The 4,488-nt window shown below is 39.1% G+C and carries 3 protein-coding genes; all 3 read left to right on the top strand.

Annotation, left to right across the window (positions count from 1 at the left end; all coding sequences use genetic code 11):
* The first annotated feature begins 79 nt into the window (after positions 1-79).
* Entirely contained in the window at positions 80-2,641 is a 2,562-nt protein-coding gene (gene pepN / locus CXF78_RS11050; RefSeq protein WP_011637683.1) for an aminopeptidase N, read from the top strand.
* Positions 2,642-2,731: 90 nt separating this feature from the next.
* The gene (locus CXF78_RS11045) at positions 2,732-2,947 is read left to right on the top strand and encodes a DUF2835 domain-containing protein (RefSeq protein ID WP_041413003.1); all 216 of its coding nucleotides are present in this window, start codon (positions 2,732-2,734) and stop codon (positions 2,945-2,947) included.
* Between the two features lie 315 nt (positions 2,948-3,262).
* A partial coding sequence (locus tag CXF78_RS11040; protein ID WP_145991421.1) for a DUF1302 domain-containing protein occupies positions 3,263-4,488 on the top strand: 1,226 nt, incomplete at its 3' end.

Below are 4,488 nucleotides of genomic sequence, written 5' to 3'. Positions count from 1 at the left end.
ATAACTAAAAATAGTACCAATTCGATAAAGACTACACATTTAATCATATTGGCATTAGTACCGCTCAAAAGGATCATGTATGAACCAAGCGCAAGAAAAACACCTAAAAGATTATACCAAGCCTGCATTCACCATTTCTCATGTTGATTTGAACGTTATTCTGGATGGCAAAAACACTAAAGTGACTGCCGTCAGTAAGGTAATCCGTAATGGTGAGCATCAGCATGATTTAGTGCTTGATGGTGAGCAACTTTCGCTAAGTACAGTGAAACTCAATGGTGTAGCGGCTAATTATCGTCAACATGATAACCAATTGATGATTAGTACGGACCTAAATGAATTTGAATTAGAAGTGGTTACCTTGCTTGACCCTGAGGCAAATTCGAGTCTTGAAGGACTTTACATGTCAGACGGTGCTTATTGCACTCAATGTGAAGCTGAAGGATTTCGCCGGATTACTTATTTCTTAGACAGACCCGATGTTCTCGCTATTTATACTGTGCGTATCGAAGCGGATAAACAAGCATTTCCATTTTTGTTAAGTAACGGTAATTTAATTGAGAAAGGAGAAATGCCTCGTTCTGGTCGTCATTTTGTTAAATGGCATGATCCATTCCCTAAACCAAGTTACCTATTTGCCTTGGTTGCTGGTGACTTTGATTTACTTAATGACAGTTTTACCACTCAATCTGGTCGTGAAGTTAAACTGCAAGTATTTGTCGATAAAGGCAATTTACATAAAGCAGATCACGCAATGGCATCACTGAAAAAATCAATGAAATGGGATGAAACCCGTTTCGGTCTTGAATATGATCTTGATATTTATATGATTGTTGCGGTAGATTTTTTCAATATGGGTGCCATGGAAAATAAAGGCTTAAATGTCTTTAATACCAAATACGTGCTCGCAGACAAAGCCAGTGCAACAGATGATGATTATCATGGTATTGAGTCTGTCGTTGGCCATGAATACTTTCATAACTGGACTGGTAACCGAGTCACATGTCGTGATTGGTTTCAGTTGAGCTTAAAAGAAGGTTTAACGGTATTTCGTGACCAAGAATTTAGTTCCGATGTTGGGTCTCGCGCGGTTAACCGAATTCATGCTATCCGAGTGATGAAAAACCAACAGTTTGCTGAAGATGCTGGACCTATGTCTCATCCTATACGCCCAGAAAGTGTGATTGAAATGAACAATTTCTACACCGTGACGGTATATGACAAAGGTGCTGAAGTTATCCGTATGATGCACACCATTCTTGGTGAAGAAGGTTTTCAAGCTGGAATGAAGTGCTATTTTGAACGTCATGACGGGCAAGCGGTAACCTGCGATGATTTTGTAAACGCTATGCAAGATGCTAGCGGTAAAGATTTAACCTTATTCCGTCGTTGGTATAGCCAAGCAGGCACACCCGTTGTAACGGTTAAAGACAGTTTTGATGCGGATAAAGGCGAGTATCATTTAACGATTACTCAACAAGTGATGTCACAAGGTGTGAAGGGGCAAACACTGCATATACCGTTCAGTGTTGAGCTGTTAGACAGTGCAGGGCAATCAATTGTTAATAAAGTCCTAGATGTGACTAAAGCCAACCAAACTTTTGTGTTTGATGGACTAGAAAGTGCGCCTATAGCATCTTTACTGCAAGATTTTTCTGCACCCGTTAAATTGGTTTACGATTTTAGCATTGATCAACTTGTACATCTTATGCGCCATGCTTCTAGCGAAGTGGCCCGTTGGGAAGCATCAGTACAGTTAGTGAGCCACGCCATTTGGAATAACGTTGCACAGTTGCAAAAGCAACAAGTCATGATGGTTGATACTCGTGTTATTGAAGCATTCAGAGGTGTCATTTTAGATGCGAAAATAGACCAAGCATTAGTAGCTGAAATTTTGTCTATTCCAACTGCTTCAGCATTAATTGAGCAGGTAGATAACGTTGATTTAGATGCTTTAGCCAAAGCCAGAGAGTTTGTTGTTGAAGAACTCGCATCAGCTTGTGAAGATGAATTATTGGTACGTTATCGTGAGCTGATACTTCTAGATAATGCAGGTGCGCGTGCATTTAAAAACATTGCCTTGTCATTATTATGCCAAGTGACCGATACTCATGAATCATTAGTTGAAAAACAATATTATTCAGCAAAAAATATGACCGACAGTTTAGGGGCTTTGAAAGCGGCAGCTACAGCAAAATTAGCCTGTTTACCTATGTTATTGAGTGATTTTGAGTCTACGTGGGAATCAACGCCATTAGTGATGGATAAATGGCTGACATTACAAGCGTTAGTTAATAGCGATGAAGTGATAGAGCAAATTAAAACGCTGACAAAGCACAGCAGTTTTAGTTTCTCTAACCCTAACCGTGTACGTTCATTGATAGGGGCTTTTGCAGCTGCAAACACTTACCAGTTCCATCGTGCTGATGGCGAAGGCTACCGTTATTTGACCACAATATTAGTCAAATTGAATAAGTCGAATCCACAAGTTGCATCGCGAATGATCACACCATTAATTCAGTTTGCCAAATTTGATCAACATCGCCAGCAATTAATGAAACAGTGTTTAGTAGAATTAAAAGCTTTACCGGATTTATCGAAAGATTTATATGAAAAAGTCACTAAATCATTAGCAGAATAATGACAAAAATGGCTGTTCATCTAGTATGAATAGCCAGACTGTTTAGTATGTTAAAAAGGAGAGCTTGCTCTCCTTTTTATGGAGTAAATGATGGAGTTTTTATTTTCTCTTAATGTAAGTTATGAAGCATTTCTACCGTATTACCAAGGACTTGCAGAGAAAGTGCAGGTCAGAGACCATCAAGGTCGCGTATTGCACATAAATGGTAAGTATTTTAGACCTTATTTAACCCCTCAAGGTATTCACGGACAGTTCAAATTAGTCCTAAATCGAGAAGGGAATTTCAAATCACTTAATAAATTGTAGAGTATTTACTTCAAACGTTTGATTGATTAGTAGTGTGTGAAGTAGCAACCTGTGAATATTTATAAGTATATGAAAATAAACTTTTTTCGTTAATGGTTAAATGATTGTAAATATATCGTCTGTGTTAATTCAAATATAAGCTGGTTTTATTTCGTCATATTTAGCCAAACATCGTTAATTTTCTTAAACATTTTCTTTTTTTTGACCTTGCTCAATATAGTTAAATGCTGTAACAATGGTGTTGCCTGTGGGCTAACAAGATGTTGGTTAAATTCCTATAACAACTAATCCAACAGGTTACGGAGATGAACTAAAATGAATATTGTTAAAAAAAGATTTAACAAGTCGGCTCTCGCTTTGGGGGTGGTGTCGGCATTATGTTTGGGAATGAGCACTTCAGCCTCAGCAGTTTCTTTTGATTGGGGTGATGTACGAGGTACATTTGACTCTACATGGACTACAGGCGCGAGTTGGCGTGTATCAGACCGTGATTGGAGTAACCAAATCGGTAAGGTGAACCAACCACAATTTGATTGGTCAGGTTATTCTGCATTTGGTGGTGCGTTTGGCTCTACCAAATATACATCTGCAGAAATTTGGGCTCAGCCGGGTTCATATTCAAGCAACAATGATTTAAGTAATTTGTTGTATGCGCAAGGTGATACTACGTCTGAGATTGTTAAAGGTCTTCACGAGTTATCACTGAAGTACGAAAATTACGGTATCTTTTTACGCGGCATGTATTTTTACGATCGCAAATTAAATGACGGTGATTATGGCTTTAACGATCCATTAACCGGAAAAGAATTCGATCCTTGTGAAGATAACAAAGCATCAGAAGTGCAATGTAAAGACATTCGCTTATTAGATGCATTTGTTTACGGTAACTGGGACTTAAATGACGGTGCTAACCCATTAAGTGTTCGTGTGGGTAACCAAGTAGTTTCATGGGGCGAAAGCACCCTGATCTCTCACGGTATTGCTGAAATCAATGCTGTAGATTTAAATATTCTTAATGCACCAGGTGCGGAGCTTAAAGAAGCATTTCGTCCGCAAGGCATGGTTTGGGCATCGTTAGGATTAACTGAAAACCTAAACCTTGAAGCATTTTATCAATATGATTGGCAACCGATTTGGATCCCTACACCGGGTTCTAACTTTGCAACCAATGATTTTGCTGGGTATGGTGGTTACAACCAAAATGCACAATTAGGTTTCAACTCAAATCCGGATATCAACCAAGACTTCCTAATTTCAGAATACACACGTTTATATGAAGCTGCAGCTGCTACTGGGTTTAACCCGGCATATGCCGCTTACATGACTGCTTATTCAACTAAGGTTGCTTTAGTTCAAGATGCTGCAGATCCTAGTGACGATGGCCAGTTTGGTGTTAAATTAGGCTATTACTCACCAGAACTAGGCGAAACAGAGTTCGGTCTTTATTACATGAATTACCATAGCCGTCGCCCAATCATCAGTGGTACTGCCTCTAACTTTAACGCAGATGCTATAGGTCGTGATTATGGACGTTTGGCGCA

The sequence above is a fragment of the Shewanella sp. 11B5 genome (assembly GCF_002836795.1).
GTDB lineage: Bacteria > Pseudomonadota > Gammaproteobacteria > Enterobacterales > Shewanellaceae > Shewanella > Shewanella frigidimarina.
The sequence above is the reverse complement of the archived record's forward strand: the minus strand, read 5'-3'. Positions and strand labels throughout refer to the sequence as shown.